The following is a 16,405-nucleotide window of genomic DNA, read 5'->3' on the forward strand; positions in this document are numbered from 1 at the left end:
CCGCTGCGCCCGGCGCCCGGCGCGGGGGGCCGCGCAAGCTCAGGGCGGCGCCCCGATGTCGCCGGCGGCGTGCGCCGCGACGCTCGGACCATGCCGACGTTCCTGTTGCACCACGTGCACGAGCCGGGGGAGTGCGGCGCCGTGTTCGCGTCCTTCACCGGCCACGAGAGCCCGCTGCGCCACCGGACGACGATGTCGTCCTGCCGCTACGGCGGCCACGCGATCTGGTGGGCGGTGACGGCCGGCTCGCCGGAGGCCGCCCTGGCGCTGCTGCCGGCCTACGTCGCCCGGCGCACGACGGCCAGCGCGGTCGCCCGGGTGGAGATCCCATGAGCCCCGCGATCTCAGGGTCGCGCCCTGATGTCGGGGTGGGCGGCGCCGACGAGGGTGGGGCCATGCACAGCCACCACCACCCCGACACCGCGCCGCCCGCCCACGCCGGCGGCGCCCTCAAGCGGCTCAAGCGGCTGCTCCTGCTGCTGTGCGTCGCCCAGCTCATGGTCATCCTGGACATCTCGGCGGTCAACGTCGCGATGCCCGACATGGCCCGGAGCCTCGGCATCGCGGGCGGCGACCTCGGCTGGACCATCACGAGCTACTCCCTGATCTTCGGCAGCCTGCTGCTGCTCGGCGGCCGCGCGGCCGACCTGCTCGGGCGCCGGCGCATGTTCCTGACCGGGCTCGGGGTGTTCGTCGTGGCCTCCCTGGCGGCCGCGACCGCCGGCAGCCCCGCGATGCTCTTCTCGGCCCGGGCCGGCCAGGGCCTTGGCGCGGCCATGCTGTCGCCCGCCGCCCTGTCGATCCTGATGGGCACGTTCCGCGAGGGCACGCCGCGGGCGCACGCGCTGGCCGCCTGGGGCGCCGTCGGCGGCGCCGGCGCGGCCGTGGGGGTGCTGGTCGGCGGCGCCCTGACCGAGCTCGTCGGCTGGCAGGCGATCTTCGTCGTCAACCTGCCCATCGGCCTGGCGCTCGGCGTCGCCGCCCGCCGGATGATCCCCGCCGACACCGCGGCCCCCGACTGGCACGGGCTCGACCTGCGCGGCGCCGCGCTGGCGAGCGGGAGCTCGGCCGCGCTCGTGTTCGCGCTCTCGCAGGCTGCGGACGCCGGCTGGACCTCGGCGCAGACGCTCGGTCTCGGCGGGTCGGGGCTGGCCGGCCTGGCGGCCTTCGTCGCCGCCGAGCGGCGCACGGCGCGGCCGCTGCTGCGGCTCGAGCGCCTGGCCGACCGCGGCGTCGGCGGCGGTCTGCTGCTGATGCTCGTGGCCGCCGCGGCGCTGTTCGGCACCTTCCTGCTCGTCTCCCTCTACCTGCAGGACGTGCTGGACGCCGGCCCGCTGACGACGGGGCTGGCGTTCCTGCCCCTGGCGGTGGCGCTCGGCCTCGGCGTCCACGCCGGCAACCACGTGCTCATGCACGCCGGCGTCCGGATGCCGATGGCCGCCGGCTTCGCCGCGACGGCCGGGGGCATGGTGCTGCTGTCCGGCGCCGGCGTCGGCGGCAGCTACCTCGCCGATGTGCTGCCCGGCATGCTCGTGGCCGGCGTCGGCCTGGGCGTCGTGCTCGTCTGCGTCTCCGTGTCGGTCATGACCGGTGCCGAGGACGAGGAGACCGGCATGCTCTCCGGCCTGACCACCACCGGCCACGAGATCGGCGGCACGATCGGCGTCGCCGTCCTGGCCACGATCGCCGCCGCACCGGCCGGCGCCGCGTCGCCGGCCGGCCTCAGCCTCGGCCTCGGGGACGCCTTCGTGGCGGTGGCGGGGATGTCGGCCGCCGCCGGCGTCGTCGCCCTCGTCGTCCTGCCGTCCGCAGCGATCCTGCTGCCCAAGCTGGCGCTCGCCCCGCGCGTCGCCATCCACTGAGGAGCACCATGACCTGCACCGCCCACACCCAAGGAGCCCCCATGACCCAGCACCGAGAGGTCGTCGTCATCGGCGGCGGCCAGGCAGGACTGGCGATCGGCCACCACCTCGCCCGCCAGGACCGCGACTTCACGATCCTCGACGCCGCGGCGCAGCCCGCAGCGGCCTGGCGCTCGCGCTGGGACTCGCTGCGGCTGTTCACGCCGGCCCGCCACGACGGGCTGCCCGGACGCGAGTTCCCCGCCGACCCCGACAGCCACCCGGGCCGGGACGAGGTCGTGCGCTACCTCACCGACTACGCACGGGACCTCACGCTGCCCGTCGAGCTCGACAGCACGGTGCGCGCGGTGCGCCGGGGCGAGCACGGCTACGTCGTCGAGCTCGACGACCGGACCTACCACGCCGATCAGGTCGTGGTGGCCACCGGCCCGTTCCAGACCCCGCGGCGCCCGCTGCACCTCGCCGAGGCCCTCGACCCCGGCGTGGTCCAGCTCCACAGCAGCGGGTACCGCCGGCCCGAGGACGTGCCGGCGGGGTGCGTCCTCGTCGTCGGCGGCGGCAACAGCGGTTACCAGATCGCCGAGGAGCTGGCCGCCGATCCCCGGCGCCGGGTGCACCTGTCGGTCGGATCGCGCCAGACGCCGCTTCCCACGCGGATCCTCGGCCGTGAGCTGTTCAGCGTGCTGGAGGCGACGGGTCTCATGCACAAGACCGTCGGGTCGCGCCTCGGGCGGCGGCTGAAGGGCCGCGACACGCTGGTCGGGTGCAGCCCCAGCAGGGCTCGGCGCCAGGGCATCCGGATGGAGACCCGGGCGCTGTCGGCCTCCGGGGCCGCGGTGGCCTTCGACGGCGGCAGCCGCCTCGAGGTCGACGCGGTGATCTGGGCGACCGGGTTCGACGCCGACCACTCGTGGATCGATGTCCCCGTCTTCGGCCGCGACGGGCGCATCGCGCACCAGCGCGGGGTCACCGCCTCGCCCGGCCTCTACGCCCTCGGCCTGCCCTGGCTGCACACGCGAGGCTCCGCGCTCCTGGGCTGGGTCAAGGACGACGCGGAGCACCTCGCGGCGTGCATCGCCGAGCGAGCCCGTGCCCTGTCCGGCGATCGCGGCGCCGCGCGCGCCGACCTGGCCCCGCGAGCGGCGGCACGCGCATGAAGGCCAAGGACGCCCCACCGATCGACGGGCTGGTCGTGTCCGGGTTGACCGAGCTCGCCCTCGGCGCGCTCACCGGGTGGCCGATGGCCGTCGCCGTCAGCCGCCCGCACGACCTTCCGAGGCTCGGCATCCGCTCCGGCGCCCGGCTGCGGCAGTGGCACCTGGACCTGATCATGCTCGGCAGCCTGACCGCTGCCGCACCGCGGCTGGTTCCGAACCCGCCACGCGCGGTCGCGCTGCCGCTGGCGGTCGGCGCGTGGGTCAACGCGAACGCGTTCGGCGTGTTGGCCTTCCGCCCCGAGCTCAAGGACCACCCCGTCTATAAGGCGGGGGTCGGTGCGTCCTTCGTCTCCGCCTCGTGGGGCTTCACCGGCCTGGCCGCCGTGGCCTGGAAGCGCTGGTGGCACGGACGATGAGCACCCACGCCGGTACCCCCGCCGCCGGCGCGAGCCACGCCTCGCCGCGGGCGGCGAAGCAGCGGGGGGTGGTGGTCGGCCTGGCCCAGACCGCCACCCCGCTGCTGTTCTGGTGGCTGGACGCCGCCGTCGTCTACGCGCTGGGGATCGTCCTGATCGCGGCGATCTACGTCGGCTTCGCCGTCGCCGACGGCCGCCCGAAGGTGATCGCGGTCGAGAGCGGGGTGGCCCTGGCGTTCGTCGTGGTGGCGGCCGTCGCGGTCACGGGCTCGCCCTGGCTGCTGGTGGCGGGCCTGGCCGGCCATGGCCTCAAGGACCTGTGGCAGCACCGGACGCACTTCGTGGCCGGCACGCGGTGGTGGCCGCCGTTCTGCATGGTCGTCGACTGCGTGGTCGCGGCGGCGCTCGTCGTCGAGATCGCCGCGGGGCTGCACTTCCGCTAGGCGGGAGCGCCAGGGCCCGGGCGCTCAACGCGAGGCACCGGCGGTCCCACCGGCGGTGCCCGCCGCCGCAGTCGCCGCAGCGGTCCCGGCGCCGCCGGCCACCTGACGGCCGTCACGGGCCCGGGGCATCGTCCTCGGAGCGCCCCGAGGCCGCGCGACCGCGCTCATAGCGGTGGGCGAGCCCGAACGGAGGCAGCCAGGACTCGCGACGCATGGTCCAGCCCTCGTAGGTCGGCACGAGCTGGTCCGGGACGTCCAGGGCGCCGAGGTGCACCTCGATCTCGTCGGTGGTGCGGGCGAAGACCGAGGAGCCACAGCGGGGACAGAAGGCCCGGCCCTCGTAGTCGCGGGTCTCGCCGTCGACCGTCACCGCGTCCTGCGGGAAGATCGCGAAGGCGCCGAACAGGGCGCCGTGGTGCCTGCGGCAGTCGAGGCAGTGGCACAGGCCGACCCGGTAGGGCCGTCCGCAGGCCACGATCCGGACGTCGCCGCACAGGCAGCCGCCTGCGAATCGGTCCATGCTGCGTCTCCTCTCAGCAGAGGCGCCGACGGGACCTGCCGACGCGCTGGGCGAGCCGGGATCCGGCTCCGGAGAGGAGGTATCCCACGAAGAGGGGTGCCGCCGGGCGAGGGGAGTCCGGGCGCAGCGTGGCCTCGACCCATGCCGTGCGGGTGAGACAGCCGATGCAGGACTCGATGGCCCGGCGCGCCGGCGTGATCAGGTGGAGCACGCCCGCGATCACGTCGTGGAGGCGAAGTGCAGCTCGTAGAGCGCGACGAGCGTGCCGATGTAGGCGCCTGCAACGATGTCGCTCGGGTAGTGGCCGCCGGCGTACAGGCGTGAGAACGCGACCTCGTCGGTCATCCACCGGTACTCGCCGGCGCGTTCGGGCTCGTAGTGGCTGAGGACCGAGCTCAGTGCGAACGAGAGGACGGCGTGCTTGGCCGGATAGGAGAACTTCTTGACGAAGCGCTGCTGGTTGAGTGCATGGAGGCTCGGATCGGCGATGTAGGGAGACGGACGGCCGAAGTGCGCCTTGCCCTGTGCGGCGAGCAGGTTGCCGAGCTTGTAGGTCGCCTTGAACACCGCGGCCGACTGCTTGGCCTCCGGCTTGGCGACGAAGGCCCCGTACTGCTTGTCGAAGAGCTTCCACACGTCCTTCTTGCCGTGGGCCTCCAGCCAGGTGGCGGCGGCCACTCCGGCGGGGGTGCGTGCGGCGTCGATGCGATGGAGCGCGAGGAGCTCGTCGTGTTGGACGGCGCCGCTCGGCGGGCCGCCGACGGTCGCCAGCACGTACCGGGAGAAGCCGGCGTCGTCGCGTGCGGGATGGGCCCGGACCCACCGCGAGAAGGCGATGTCGGCGCGAGCCTTCGGGGCGGTGGCCAGTCGGTCGATGAGCCCGAGGCGCGCCTTGGCGAACAGCGTCGGCATGGGCTGGCCGCCCAGCGGTCCTGACGGACCGCTGGGCAGGTTGAGGATGATGGCGGCGCCTGCGAGGCCGAGGACGACGAGACCGAGCAGGGCCCGGATGGTGCGCTGGCTGAAGCCTGTGGTCTCAGGCATGGGCCGGCCCGTGGGCCATGGCGCGTGCGCCGAGGGGCATGGCCCCGAAGTAGCGGGAGAGCAGCCACCGCAGGTCGTTCGTCTTGACGTCGGTGCGCAGCAGCCCGACGCCGACGCAGTACTTGCTGCACGACACCGGGCTGATGCCGCGGGTGCGCAGCGCTCGGTCGACGGCCCCGAGTCCCCGCTCGCACTTGCTCTCGAGGATCACGTGGCCGGGATCCAGCCCGGGGACCATCCTGCCGGTCGCATCGGCGAAGCTGAGGGCGAAGTCGCAGGTGACCCGCTCCGGGCCGTGAGCCAACGTCACGCGCTCGTAGTCGGTGCGCAGCGTCGGCGCGAGCGTGGGCACGGCCATGCGTGGATAGGCCTCGGCGACCCGGGCCTCCAGGAACGCCCGGGCCTGCTCGGTCACGCGCCCGTGGTCATCGGCTGCGTAGGGCAGCTGGTGCTTGATCGTCTCGTCGCGGGCGCCCTTCAGTTTGACCTCGAAGAGATGCAGACCGCTGTCGACGTAGCGGCGGGAGCGCGCCTTGTAGCGCCGGCGGCGCTGCTGCATGTGCGCGCGGAACGCCGTGAGGGCGGGCGAGTCGAAGTAGACCGTCTCGTAGCGGAACGTCCGCCGCGAGTCGATCTCGAGGGCTCGGTGGGAGTTCGCCAATCCCTCGGTCAGCTCGGCGAACATGGCCCAGTCGACCACGTACTTGCGATCGATCCTGGTGTGCAGCGCCGCGTCGGCCTGGAGCTCGTCGAGTCCCAAGGGGGCGAGGGACCACAGCGCTCGCGTCGCCGCCAGGGGAATCCGGGCGGTCATGCTCCGGCCTCGACGGCAAGGTCGGTCATCGTCCCCGACGGCTCGGCGACGCCTGCGGGCTGCAGGGTCCTGACGTTGATCCGCATGATCTCGCGCACGTAGTCGACGTCGACCACCGTGGCCTCGACGATCTCGGTCCCCAGGCGGTGGGCCAGCTCGGCCCGCAGCTCTGCGGGATCGTTGACCACGATGTCGAGCGTCACGCGCTGGCGCGTCGTGCTGCGGTGCAGCGACGGGTGGTCGATCAGGAAGAGGGCGAGCAGCAGGACCACGTCCAGCAGCACGGGCACGAGGTGGTTGCCGAGGCGGATGCCGTTGATCAGCGCGAAGGCCAGCGCGCTGAAGAAGTACGACAGCTCCTGGTTGGAGAATGGCTCGGAGCGCAGCCGCACGATCGAGAGCAGCGCGAACAGCCCGAACCCGACGGCCGGACCGATGTGCTGGGCCGAGATCACCGTCAGCACGCAGAACAGCGCGAGGTTGAAGGTCGAGAACACGACGAACAGCCCGCGCCGCGGCCGGCGCTGCGCGATCATCGCAGCGAGCATTCCCACGCAGACCACGTCGACGAACAGCCGCAGTACGACGTCGGCCAGATCGAGCCCCGAACCGCTCATCGCGCCGGCCCTTGGGTGATCGGATCGTGACGTTCACAGGTCGTTGACACGAGACGTCAAGCTACGGGTGCCATCTGAGACGAATCTGAGGTGCGAGCGCTTCGGCTACGGTCCGGCGCATGCGGGTGTTGGTCGTCGAGGACGATGCACGGATGGCCCAGCTGCTGGGGCGTGGTCTGGCGGCCGAGGGCATCTCGGTGCGCGTCGCACGCGACGGGGCGGCCGGTCTCGCCGAGGCCGAGGACGCCGAGTTCGATGTCGTCGTGTTGGACGTGATGCTCCCGGACACCGACGGCTTCGACGTCTGCCGGCGGCTGCGCGATGCCGGGGTGTGGACGCCCGTGCTGATGCTCACCGCCCGCAGCGAGATCGAGGATCGCGTCGCAGGCCTGGACGGTGGTGCCGACGACTACCTGTCAAAGCCCTTCGCCTTCGAGGAGCTGCTCGCGCGGCTGCGAGCTCTGGCGCGACGCGGGCCCGTCGAGCGTCCGAGCGTCATCACCGTGGGCGACCTGCGGCTGGATCCCGCGACCCACGAGGCCTGGCGCGGCGAGCAGGCCATCGACCTCTCCGCCAGGGAGCTGGCGCTCCTGGAGACGCTGATGCGCCGTCCGGGCCGGGTCCTCTCCCGCGGCTGGCTGCTCGAGCACGCGTGGCCCGATCACATCGAGGAGCGGTCCAACGTCGTCGAGGTCTACGTCGGCTATCTGCGCGACAAGATCGACCGTCCCTTCGCCGTGAGATCCATCGAGACCGTCCGGGGCGTCGGCTATCGACTGCGCCGCGACGGAGGCGAATGAAGCACCTGCACCTCCGGGAGCTGTCGCTGCGGATCAAGCTCACGCTGATCTTCTTCGGCGTGATGGCCGTCGTGCTGACGGCCATCGGCTTGTTCCTGTTCTTTCGCACCAAGACCAACCTCGATGCCGGCATCCGTCAGACGCTCCGGGTGCGGTCCGGTGAGCTGATCCAGTCGATCAGGCAGAACGCCGGCAGCGATTCGGCCGCGACGCTGATCCAGGCCAGCGAGGGCTCGGCCCAGATCGTCGATGGATCGGGCCGTGTCCTGGAGAGCCGGCCGGCCGGACTCTCCGCGCTGCTGAGTCCCGCCGAGGTGCGGACGGCGCTGGGCCGGCGCGCGATGTTCATCGAGCGCGGCGAGGAGCATCGCCTGCTCGTCGTGCCCGTCCACCAGAGCGGGCGCGTCTACGTCACGGTCACCAGGGCTTCGCTGTCCCAGCGCGAGCACGCCCTCGAGGGTCTCAGCCGCGCCCTGGCGATCGGCGGGCCGCTCGGGCTGCTCCTGGCCTCGGCGCTGGCGTACATGATCGCCAGCGCCGCGCTGCGTCCGGTCGAGGCGATGCGCCGTCGCGCCTCGCAGCTGACGACCGCAGATCCCGAGGCGCGGCTGCCGGTGTCCGGCACCCGCGATGAGATCCACCGACTGGCCCTGACGCTCAACGACATGCTCGCGCGCATGGCCCAGGCCGCTGAGCATGAGCGTGCGTTCGTCGCCAACGCCAGCCACGAGCTCCGTACCCCGGTGGCGACGATCCGCACCGAGCTCGAGCTCGCGCTGCGCCATGCCGGCACCGTCGACGAGTTCCGCCGGGCCGCCCGAGCGGCCATCGCCGACGCCGACGATCTGGCGCGACTCGCCGATGACCTTCTCGTGCTGGCACGGGCCGATCGCACGGGGTTGCCGCTGCGCTGCACCGACGTCGACGTCGACGCGCTCCTGCGTGACGTCGCGAGCGAGGCTGCGCGCGACCCCAGAGCGGTCGGGCGCCGCTTCGAGGTGCAGGCCGACGCCGTACATGCCGAGGCCGACCCCGATCGTCTGCGACAGGCGGCCATGAACATGACCCGGAACGCGGTGCTCCACGGCTCGGGAACGGTCACCGTCGGTGCCACCGTCGAGCCGGCGGCGGTCTGTATCTGGGTCAGCGATCAGGGTGGTCCGCTGCCGGCCGACGTCCTTGCGACGGCGTTTGACCGGTTCGCGCGAGCCGCCGACGCGGTCAACCGACCGGGCACCGGACTCGGCCTGTCCATCGTGCGGGAGATCGCGACGGCCCACGGGGGAGAGGTCCGGCTCGAGAACACGGACGCCGGCGTGCGGTGCGTGCTCCGGTTGCCGACGGCCGTACGGGCGTCCGTTCCCGGCGTCTCGCTGTTGCGTCCTCAGCCCGCCGTCGCTCGCGACGTGCGGACGCGGACGTCGACGCCGCCCGCGATGGAGGGCTGACCCGGCGGGCTCTCGCGGACCGACGGCCGGGTCGCTTTCAGCTCCGGCCGTGCAGGGGGAACGTGTGCATCAGCGGATGAGTCGCAGCGTGCGGCCGCGCGCCACGGCGGTGTCGAGGGAGTCGACGTCGAGCTTGCGCAGGACCTCGGAGGCGCGGCGGCGGATCTCGGACTCCGCGACGCCGAGGGTCTGGGCGATCTCGACCTTGTCCATGCCCTTGCCTGCCAGCTGCAGGACCTGGTGCTCCTGCCGGGTCAGGCGGGGCATCCAGTGCTCGTGACCACCGGCCATCGGGTCCGTCGGCCGGAGCTGGCGTGGGGCCAGCAGGCTTGGAGAGGCTGCGATGGTCGCGAGCTGCAGGCAGATGGCGTCGCGGTCCTCGGTCTTGTCGATGTAGGCCGCAGCTCCTGCCTCCAGCCCGGACGCCACGAGCTGTCTGTCGGAGAACGCCGACAGCAGGATGACCGGGACGTCGGGGCCGTGAAGTGACAGGGCGGTGATGACGTCGACGCCGTCGAGGATGGGCATCCGCACGTCCAGCAGTGCGACGGTGGGCTCCAGGCTGCGGATGAGCGACAGCGCGGTGGCGCCGTCGCCGGCCTCGCCGATGACCAGGAATCCGCCGTGGGCATCGAGGGCGCGGATGATCCCCTCGCGGTAGAGCGGATGGTCGTCGGCGACCACGAGGCGGATGGTCCGTGGCCGTGCGGCCGCCATGCCCGTGGGCCACGGGCGGCGCAGATCGCTCACCGTGGCGGGATCGTCGGGCTTGAGGTGCAGCATGGTGATCGTCCTCGTCTCGTCCGGTCTGCGGAGCCCGAGGCCCGCGGCAGCATCGCTCGGGCGGCGGTCGTCGACCATCAGCCGATGGAGGTGTCCGAGGGGTGAGTCTGCATCGGGCGATCGCCGTCGGGGCCGGCGAAGACCGCCTCGCCGGCGGCCGCCCGGGCCAGTGCATCGCAGAGGAGGTCGCGCTCGGTGTCCTTGGTGAGGTAGCCCACGGCCCCCTTGGAGCGCGCCGTGCCGATGACCACGTCGTCGTCGAAGGCGCTGAGCAGCACGACGCGGGCCTCCGGGCGGGCCCGGACGACGTCGGTCATCGCCTCGATGCCGTCCACGCCCGGCATGCGCACGTCGAAGACGCACAGGTCGGGAGCCAGGCGCTCGGCCAGCACCACGGCCTGGCGGCCGTCGCCGGCCTCGCCGACGACGGCGAAGCGGCCGTCGTCGGCCAGCGCTCGGCGCAGGCCGACGCGCACCAGCGGATGGTCATCGGCGATCAGGACGCGGATGGTGCTCATCACCGGCGGCCGGGTATGGGACACGCGGATGGTGATGGGCTCGTGGCGGGCGGCGTCGGGCATGGCGGGCTCTTCTTGAGGATGTCGGATGGACGCAGGATGTCGCCGGTCGTCTTCGCCGGGCATCCTCTGAGCGCGCTGGGCGCAGGCGTGGCCCTGGGTCGCGCGATCGGCTGACCACGCGTCATCCCCTCGCTGCACCGGTCGGGATCGCAGGCCGTGCTAGAAAGGCCGCGATGGCTCCACAGCGCCTCACGGTGACGGCGTTCCCGCGCCGGATCGCACCGGGGGCCTGACGTGCGGAGCCTGCCGGCACGGCTCCGGGACCGGCCGAGGGTGGCCTCGGAGGCTCGTGGCATCGCGCTGCTGCGCCTGGCGCTCGTCCCTGCTGCCGTGCTGGGTGAGGCCAGCAACGGCCCTGGCGTCAGCTCCCGGCTGTTTCCGTGGGTGGTGGGCGTGCTGGCCGTCTACGCCGTCGCGTCGCTGGCGCTGACCTTCACCGACTACGCTCACGATCGGCTGTCGGTGGTCCAGGCCCTGCTGGACCTCGTGATGGTCGCGCTGCTGGTCTCGACCAGTGGCGGCGCCAGGTCGCCGCTGAAGTACACGTTCTACGTCCTGCCCATCGGGGCGGCACTGCGCCTCTCCCCAAAGCTCACGGCGACCTGGGCGGGCCTGTCGGTGCTCGCCTATCTGGCCGTGACCGTGCGCCACCGTGACACCAGCCTTCCGGGTGACATCGATCTGCTGGCCGGTGACAGCGTCTCGTTCCTGTGGGTCGGCAGCGCGGCGGTCATGTTGTCCGTCCTGCTCGGGCGCCGCCAGCGCACGTTGTCCGAGCTGGCCGCGACGCGTCGCGCGCTCGTCCAGCAGGCGCTGGACGCCGAGGCGCGCGAACGCCGGCGCCTGGCCGAGGAGCTGCACGACCATGCCATCCAGAACGTGCTGCTGGCCCGCCAGGAGATCACCGACATCGCCCGCGGACGCCCCGGTGCCCTGGAGCGTGCCCGACAGGCGCTGGACGAGACGAGCCGCCAGCTGCGCCGCGAGGTGTTCCAGATGCATCCGCTCGGGCTCGAGCGCGCGGGTCTGACGGCGGTGCTGGGCGAGCTGGCCGGGGACGCGGCCCGGCGCGGCGGGTTCGAGGTCGGCGTCACGGTCGATCCGGCCGCCGAGCACGGCGGTCCTCAGGACCTCCTCGTCTCGACCGCGCGGGAGCTGCTGACCAACGTGGCCAAGCACGCCGGCGCCCGGCACGTGACGGTCACCGTGACCGTGGGTGCGCGAGCGGTCGAGCTGCGCCTGCAGGACGACGGCGTCGGCATCGAGCCCGGCCGCCTGGAGCAGGCGGTCGGACAGGGTCACATCGGGATCGCCGCGGTCATCGAGCGCATCCGTGCCGTCGACGGCACGGTGGAGGTGCACACGAGCCCCGGGGAGGGGACGCGGATCCGCGTCAGGCTGCCGATCAACTCGCAGGCGCCGCAGCGTGAGGGTCAGGGGTAGGCCTGGCCCATGATCCACGCCCGGGGGCCGTAGGGGTCCGGGCCTCCGACGAGCATGCCCGCGGCGTCGGGCGGCGGGGTCAGATCCCCAGCGCCGCTATCGCCCGCGTGGGGGGAGGCGGCGCCCGGCGAGCCGGGAAGGACAACCGCCTGGTCGCCGGAGGCGGGGAACGCCGAGAGGAGGCCGATGGCCTTCGGGCCGGTCACTCCCGGGCCCGCCGGCGCGCTGCGAGGCCGTCCACGGCCGTCGTCGGCCGGGCGGTCGATGTGAGCGACCGGGCCGGTCGGCTCGGCGTCCCCACCGGCGCCCGGATGGATCTCCGGCCGGTGTCAGCTCAGCAGCGATACCTGCAGGGGGCCTGACGGGAACGCCTGCACGGTGAACGTCACGCGCCGATAGGTGACGCCGGGGACCGGGACGTTGCTGCCCGGGACCGGGCCGGCGGGCGTGCTGAGCTGCACGACGGCACCCGTGAACCGGTGCATGAGCTTGATGTAGCCGGTGTCGTCCTGGATCGAGAGCGTCACGCGGCCGATCACCCGTGCGCCGAGTTTGACGGGCGCGGATGCGGGCGCCAGGACATAGGGTCCGCCGACGTCGTTGACGAGCGCACCGGAGGCCGTCGTGGCGCGGATCCGCACCACATGCAGCGTGCGGTCGCCGAACAGGTGGACGATCTCGGCCCGCAGGGCGCCCGGGTCGTCGTGGGCGACGGCCTGCACGACCCTGGGGTCGGAGGTCACATGGCGCAGGACCCGCGCGGTCGCCCCGCCGGATTGCTCGGCGGCGAAGAGCCGCCGGCCGATGGCGCCGATCGTCAGCGCCCGGGTCTGGGCGTCGCTTGCGCCGCACTGCGACGGCGGGGCGGCCGGCATCGCCAGCCGGAAGGTCAACGGTGCGCCGGAGAACGCGGTGGCGGCGAAGTCCACCGAGGCCGTGGGGCGGCCGGAGGCGGCGTCGGCCACGACTGCGCGCCCGGACTGCTGGACGCTGACGCCGTCGCCGGTGACGGCGGCCATGGTCCCGGCGATCGAGACGTCCGAGGCCACCGAGAGCCGGTAGGTGCCCACGGACGCGCCCGAGGCGCTGCGGATCGTCCTGGTGACCGGGGCCAGCGATGGCGTGGTGCCGATCCGGACCAGCGTGCGCCCGCCGCGGCTGATGACGATCTGGCGCACCTGGTTCTTCATCAGCGGCAGCAGCGCCGCCCTGGCGGCGGCGGCGTCGCCGCGGGCGACCGCGTTCGCCAGCGCGGAGGAGCTGTCCAGCCGCCGGGTGACGCTCGCGACGTTGCGCCCGTGGGCGGCCTGGGCGTAGATGCGCCGGGCCACGGCGAGGTCGGTCGCGGCGGCCGCCGCCGAGCACGCGGTGGGCGCCGTGGCAGACGAAGCCGGCGGCGCAGAGGAGGCCGCCGGGGCCGACGTGGTCGCCGCTGCACCGCAACCGGCCGCTGCGACCACGACGAGTCCGAGGCCGGCTCCCGCCACCCTCGCCGTCGCCCGATGCGTGAGCCGTGTCATGGCGCCGACGATCCTCGGGGAGCTTCGCGCCGGCTCAAGGGGGCGTTGGCGTGCGCTGGTGGTCCCGTCGCGGAAGCCGCGGCCGGGCGGGCCGGCTCAGCGTCCCAGGCGGTAGCCGGCCCCGCGCACCGTGACCAGCCAGGCCGGGTCACCTCCCGCTTCATCGAGCTTCTGGCGAAGGTGGTGCAGATGGACGTCGACGTTGCGCGGGTCGCGGTAGGCGTCGTCACCGTAGATGGCCCGGGTGAGCTCCATGCGGCTGCGCACGGCTCCGCCTGCGCGCAGGAGCTCCTCCAGCACGGCGAACTCCGAGCGCGTCAGCTCCAGCACGATCCCGTCGACCTCCGCCGTGCGTCTGGTCGGGTCCAGCGAGAGACCGGCGTGCTCGAGGGTCTCCGGTCTCCCCGTCGTCCGGGAGGGGCTCCCGGCCACGGCCGGCGACGGTCCGAGGCGGCGCAGCGCGGCGCGGACGCGGCTGCGCAGCTCGGTGACGCCGACGGGCTTGGTCACGTAGTCGTCGGCGCCCGCCTCGAGCGCGAGCACGATGTCGGGCTCGCCGCCGCGCGCGGTGATCATCATGATGTAGGCGTCGTCGTCGGCACGTCTCAGCCGCCGGCAGACCTCGATGCCGTCGAGGCCCGCGCCCAGGCCCACGTCGAGCAGGACCAGTCGATGGGCGCCCTCGGCGAGCGCCTCCAGCGCGGAGGAGCCGCTGCCGCAGGCGTCCACGACATGGCCGTCAGCGGTCAGCGCCGCCGACATCGCGTCCCTCAGGTCCGGGTCGTCCTCGACGATCAGGATGCGCGTCGCCATGCGGGCGGACCCTATCCGTGCGGGGGCGGAGCCAATGGTCTGCCAAGCACATCCCAACAGGTCATTACGCCCGCGCAGACGGCCGCACGAGACGCTGCGCTCCACGCCTGTCGCCTCCGGAGACGCCGATGACCCTCACGCCCTGCACCCCTCCTGGTTCCCAGCCGCCGGTTCGCGGCGCGCGCGCGAAGCTCCGCGGCCTGCGTGAGCGGTTCGCGCACGGCCGTCACCTGAGGGCTCGCCGCGTCGCCAAAGCGCGGCGCCGCCGCCAGCACGGCACGCCGAGCAGCTCATGAGCGCCGGGGTCCTCCCGCGCCAGGAGCATTCGGCGGCGGGCGCCTGGGGTGGAGCGGCGGTCGTCGCCGCTCGCGTCCGTGCCTGGCCGCGATCAGGCCGTCTCGCGCCGGCTCTCGTCGTGTTGCTGGCCGCGATCCTGCGGCTGGTCGACCTCGGGCGCACGCCGATCGATCCGTTCTACGCGGGCGCCGTGCGCAGCATGGGGACCTCGTGGCACGCGTTCTTCGTGGGCGCCTATGACCCGTCGGCCCGCCTGGCCATCGACAAGGCCCCCGTCGATCTGTGGCTGCAGGTCGCCTCGACGAATGTGCTGGGCTTCACGCCCACGGCGATGCTGCTGCCCGCGGCACTGGGCGGCACCGTCGCGGTCGCCGCGCTCTATGACCTGCTGCACACGCTCGCCGGGCGGCGCGTGGCGATCGCCGGGGCGCTGGCGCTGGCGGTGCTTCCGATGGCGGTGTTGACCTCGCGCAGCGACACGATGGACTCGGTCATGGCCGCGCTGGTCGTGGCCGGCTTCGCGGTCGGCGCGCGCGGCATGCGCGCCGGGCGCAGCTCGCGGCTGGTCGCGGCTGGAGCGCTCATGGGGGTGGCCTTCGAGACCAAGCTCTTCGAGGCGCTCATCCCGGCAGTGCCCCTGGCCGTGATGTGGTGGTGGGGCGCGCCGGGCACCCGCGCCCAGCGCGCGCGGGCGATCGTGGCGTCGTCGCTGGCCTGCGCGGCCGTCGGCCTGGCCTGGCTGGTGGCCCTCAGCCTTCTGGTCCCGGCGACGCAACGGCCGTGGGCGTTCGGGTCCACCGACGGCTCTGCGTGGAGCTCGACGTTCGTCTACGACGGGTGGCAGCGCCTGACCGGGAGCACGCCGATCAACGCCGGCAGCGCCACCGACCGCGTGCCCGCCGGTGCGGGACCCCTGCGGCTGTTCTCCGCCCACGTCCATCTCGACGCCCGGGTCGGCTTCGGGCTCGGCGTAGCGTGGATCTCCCTGGTCGTCGCGCTCGCGGCCGGCGCGTGGAGGAGCCTTGACCGCACCGGGCGCGCGGGCGCCGGCGCCCTGGCGCTGTGGCTGGGCCTCGGCACGGTGATCTTCAGCGCGCAGCGCGATCTGCGGCCCCGCTACCTCGAGGCCGTCGATCCGGCCATCGCGGCCGTCGCCGGCCTCGGCCTGGTGCTCGGTGCCTCCGCGGTGGCCGCGCGCCTGCACGGCAGGGTCCCGCGGGGGGTGCTGCGAGGCATCGCGGTCGCCGCGGTGATCATGCTGGTGACGGTCCCGGCCGTGGTCACCGCCGGGGTCATCAGCAGCCACGCCCAGGACTCCGGGACGCCGGGCGCGCTGCCCACGGCACGGCTGGCCGCCCTGAGCTCCTACCTGCGCTCCCGCCAGGGCGGTGCCCGCTACGAGGCCGCGTTCCTTCCCGTCGCCGAGGCGGGGGGCCTCATCGCCCGCGACGGGCGTCCGGTCCTGATGCTCGACGCCCTCGGCCACCCGCTGGTCACGCCGGCTGCCCTGCAGCGGCTCATCGCCGGCGGCCAGGTGCACACCGCGGTGGTGGGCACCGCCCGCACCCCGATGGCCGACTGGATTCGCGCCCACGGCAGCGACGTCAGCGCTGCTGCGGGCCAGCGCGTCACGGGCACGGTCTACGCGCTGGCTCCGTGACGGTCCCGACGCCCGGCCTCGCACGCGCTCCCGCCCGTGACCCAACGCGCCCCCAACACCGCGTTGAGGCATGGACCAGCCCCTGCGGCCAGCATGGGCGCACGATGCCGACGACGACCACGATGTCACCGGTCCGCCAGAGGTCACGTGTGCCCGGCGCGCGCGGCGCGCGCGCCTGGCGGGCCGA

17 protein-coding genes are annotated in these 16,405 nt (G+C 73.7%); 9 read left to right on the forward strand and 8 right to left on the reverse strand.

Annotated elements, in window-relative coordinates; translation table 11 throughout:
• The first annotated feature begins 90 nt into the window (after positions 1–90).
• The 5 genes from FSW04_RS15115 to FSW04_RS15135 are packed head-to-tail and all read left to right on the forward strand — an operon-like array spanning position 91 to position 3,878.
• Positions 91–333, forward strand: coding sequence for a hypothetical protein (locus tag FSW04_RS15115; protein ID WP_146920679.1), 243 nt, complete (start codon positions 91–93; stop codon positions 331–333).
• Positions 330–1,862, forward strand: a complete 1,533-nt coding sequence (locus tag FSW04_RS15120; protein ID WP_146920681.1) for an MFS transporter — start codon at positions 330–332, stop codon at positions 1,860–1,862. The genes FSW04_RS15115 and FSW04_RS15120 overlap by 4 nt, the downstream gene beginning before the upstream one ends.
• 41 nt (positions 1,863–1,903) lie before the next feature.
• Entirely contained in the window at positions 1,904–3,019 is a 1,116-nt protein-coding gene (locus FSW04_RS15125; protein ID WP_146920684.1) for a flavin-containing monooxygenase, read from the forward strand.
• Positions 3,016–3,435 carry a hypothetical protein gene (locus tag FSW04_RS15130; RefSeq protein ID WP_146920686.1) on the forward strand — a complete coding sequence of 140 codons (420 nt, stop codon included), beginning with the start codon at positions 3,016–3,018 and terminating at the stop codon, positions 3,433–3,435. The genes FSW04_RS15125 and FSW04_RS15130 overlap by 4 nt, the downstream gene beginning before the upstream one ends.
• The gene (locus FSW04_RS15135; protein ID WP_146920688.1) at positions 3,432–3,878 is read left to right on the forward strand and encodes a hypothetical protein; all 447 of its coding nucleotides are present in this window, start codon (positions 3,432–3,434) and stop codon (positions 3,876–3,878) included. The genes FSW04_RS15130 and FSW04_RS15135 overlap by 4 nt, the downstream gene beginning before the upstream one ends.
• A gap of 112 nt (positions 3,879–3,990) precedes the next feature.
• On the opposite strand, the gene FSW04_RS15140 is transcribed toward FSW04_RS15135, so the two are convergent.
• From FSW04_RS15140 to FSW04_RS15155, 4 genes are all read right to left on the reverse strand, one after another.
• Positions 3,991–4,398, reverse strand: coding sequence for a GFA family protein (locus tag FSW04_RS15140; RefSeq protein ID WP_146920690.1), 408 nt, complete (start codon positions 4,396–4,398; stop codon positions 3,991–3,993).
• Positions 4,399–4,617: 219 nt separating this feature from the next.
• Entirely contained in the window at positions 4,618–5,442 is an 825-nt protein-coding gene (locus tag FSW04_RS15145) for a phosphatase PAP2 family protein (RefSeq protein WP_146920692.1), read from the reverse strand.
• On the reverse strand, positions 5,435–6,202 hold the full coding sequence (locus FSW04_RS15150; protein WP_187368806.1) for a polyphosphate polymerase domain-containing protein: 768 nt from the start codon (positions 6,200–6,202) through the stop codon (positions 5,435–5,437). Before FSW04_RS15150 ends, FSW04_RS15145 begins: the two co-directional genes overlap by 8 nt.
• Positions 6,203–6,252: 50 nt before the next feature.
• Positions 6,253–6,873, reverse strand: coding sequence for a DUF4956 domain-containing protein (locus FSW04_RS15155; RefSeq protein WP_146920696.1), 621 nt, complete (start codon positions 6,871–6,873; stop codon positions 6,253–6,255).
• A 119-nt stretch (positions 6,874–6,992) separates the two neighbouring features.
• Here FSW04_RS15155 and FSW04_RS15160 point away from each other — a divergent pair, with 119 nt between their 5' ends.
• Both FSW04_RS15160 and FSW04_RS15165 read left to right on the forward strand, forming a co-directional pair.
• A complete protein-coding gene (locus FSW04_RS15160) occupies positions 6,993–7,673 on the forward strand; it encodes a response regulator transcription factor (protein WP_146920698.1) in 681 nt (226 codons plus the stop codon).
• Positions 7,670–9,121: a HAMP domain-containing sensor histidine kinase gene (locus FSW04_RS15165; protein ID WP_146920700.1), complete on the forward strand. Its 1,452-nt coding sequence runs from the start codon at positions 7,670–7,672 to the stop codon at positions 9,119–9,121. Before FSW04_RS15160 ends, FSW04_RS15165 begins: the two co-directional genes overlap by 4 nt.
• A gap of 69 nt (positions 9,122–9,190) precedes the next feature.
• Here the strand turns inward: FSW04_RS15165 and FSW04_RS15170 are convergent, their stop codons facing one another.
• Together FSW04_RS15170 and FSW04_RS15175 are read right to left on the reverse strand one after the other, a co-directional pair.
• On the reverse strand, positions 9,191–9,904 hold the full coding sequence (locus FSW04_RS15170) for a response regulator transcription factor (protein ID WP_187368807.1): 714 nt from the start codon (positions 9,902–9,904) through the stop codon (positions 9,191–9,193).
• Positions 9,905–9,981: 77 nt separating this feature from the next.
• Positions 9,982–10,485 carry a response regulator gene (locus FSW04_RS15175; RefSeq protein ID WP_187368808.1) on the reverse strand — a complete coding sequence of 168 codons (504 nt, stop codon included), beginning with the start codon at positions 10,483–10,485 and terminating at the stop codon, positions 9,982–9,984.
• A gap of 273 nt (positions 10,486–10,758) precedes the next feature.
• Between FSW04_RS15175 and FSW04_RS15180 the strand changes: the two genes are divergently transcribed.
• Positions 10,759–11,928, forward strand: a complete 1,170-nt coding sequence (locus FSW04_RS15180; RefSeq protein ID WP_146920707.1) for a sensor histidine kinase — start codon at positions 10,759–10,761, stop codon at positions 11,926–11,928.
• Positions 11,929–12,257: 329 nt separating this feature from the next.
• Here the strand turns inward: FSW04_RS15180 and FSW04_RS15185 are convergent, their stop codons facing one another.
• The gene (locus FSW04_RS15185) at positions 12,258–13,259 is read right to left on the reverse strand and encodes a hypothetical protein (RefSeq protein ID WP_146920709.1); all 1,002 of its coding nucleotides are present in this window, start codon (positions 13,257–13,259) and stop codon (positions 12,258–12,260) included.
• A gap of 285 nt (positions 13,260–13,544) precedes the next feature.
• A complete protein-coding gene (locus tag FSW04_RS15190) occupies positions 13,545–14,261 on the reverse strand; it encodes a response regulator transcription factor (RefSeq protein WP_146920712.1) in 717 nt (238 codons plus the stop codon).
• A gap of 418 nt (positions 14,262–14,679) precedes the next feature.
• On the opposite strand from FSW04_RS15190, the gene FSW04_RS15195 reads away from it, so the two are divergent.
• Positions 14,680–16,218 (forward strand): glycosyltransferase family 39 protein, encoded by a 1,539-nt coding sequence (locus FSW04_RS15195; RefSeq protein WP_187368809.1) that lies wholly within the window; start codon positions 14,680–14,682, stop codon positions 16,216–16,218.
• The last annotated feature ends 187 nt before the right edge of the window (positions 16,219–16,405 follow it).

Origin of the sequence: Baekduia soli, from assembly GCF_007970665.1 — a bacterium.
GTDB lineage: Bacteria > Actinomycetota > Thermoleophilia > Solirubrobacterales > Solirubrobacteraceae > Baekduia > Baekduia soli.